The sequence below is a fragment of the Pseudomonas arcuscaelestis genome (assembly GCF_016881005.1).
Classification (GTDB): Bacteria; Pseudomonadota; Gammaproteobacteria; order Pseudomonadales; family Pseudomonadaceae; genus Aquipseudomonas; species Aquipseudomonas arcuscaelestis.
Genome location: NZ_JACOPV010000072.1, coordinates 1 through 1,096 on the forward strand (window position 1 = coordinate 1; position 1,096 = coordinate 1,096).

General features: G+C 63.0%; 2 protein-coding genes. Both read right to left on the reverse strand.

Translation table 11 applies throughout. From position 1 onward, the window contains the following. On the reverse strand, nt 1-597 hold a 597-nt coding region (locus H8F21_RS29320; protein ID WP_203585847.1), incomplete at its 3' end, for an ABC transporter ATP-binding protein. 8 nt (nt 598-605) lie between these two features. After that, nucleotides 606-1,096: ABC transporter permease subunit (locus tag H8F21_RS29325; protein WP_413243056.1), on the reverse strand; the 491-nt coding region annotated here is incomplete at its 5' end.

Sequence of the window (1,096 nt, forward strand, 5' to 3'; positions counted from 1 at the left end):
GTCCAGCAGCAACAGTTGCGGGTCTTGCATCAGCAGCATGCCGATTTCCAGGAACTGCTTCTGGCCGTGGGACAAGAGCCCCGCCGGGCGCTGTGCCGAGGCGGTCAGGCGGATGGTGTCGAGCACTTCGTCGATTCGGTCTTTCTGCTCGCCGCTCAGGCGTGCGCGCAGGCTGGCCCACACGGACTTGTCGGTCTTCTGCGCCAGCTCCAGGTTTTCGAACACGCTCAAGGCTTCGAACACCGTGGGCTTCTGGAACTTGCGGCCGATGCCAGCCTGGGCGATCTGCACTTCGCTCATGCTGGTCAAATCGATGTTTTCACCAAACCAGGCGGTGCCGTGGCTGGGGCGGGTCTTGCCGGTGATCACGTCCATCAGTGTGGTCTTGCCCGCGCCATTGGGGCCGATGATGCAGCGCAATTCGCCGACGCCGATGTACAAGTTCAAGTCGTTGAGGGCCTTGAAACCGTCGAAGCTGACGCTGATGTCTTCAAGGGTCAGGATGGTGCCGTGGCGGGTGTTGAGGCCCGGGCCTGCCGCCTGGCCAATGCCGATGGCATCGCGGCCGCTGCCGGCATCGAAAATAGGTTCAAGCATGACGTTCCTCACTTCTTCAGCAGCCCGATCACGCCCTTGGGCAGGTACAGGGTGACGATGATGAACAGCGCGCCCAGGAAGAACAGCCAGTATTCCGGGAAGGCCACGGTGAACCAGCTCTTCATGCCGTTCACGACACCCGCGCCCAGCAGCGGGCCGATCAGCGTGCCGCGCCCACCGAGGGCCACCCAGACGGCAGCTTCGATGGAGTTGGTCGGCGACATTTCGCTGGGGTTGATAATGCCCACCTGCGGCACATACAGCGCCCCGGCCAAACCACACAGCACCGCGCTCAGCACCCACACAAATAGCTTGAAGCCGCGTGGGTCGTAGCCACAGAACATCAGGCGGATTTCGGCATCGCGCAACGCTGTCAGCACCCGGCCGAATTTGCTTCGGGCCAGGCGCCAGCCAATGAACAGGCTCGCCACCAGCAACAGCACTGTGGCGACGAACAGCACCGCCCGCGTGCCCGGCTCGCTAAAGCCAAAGCCGAGCA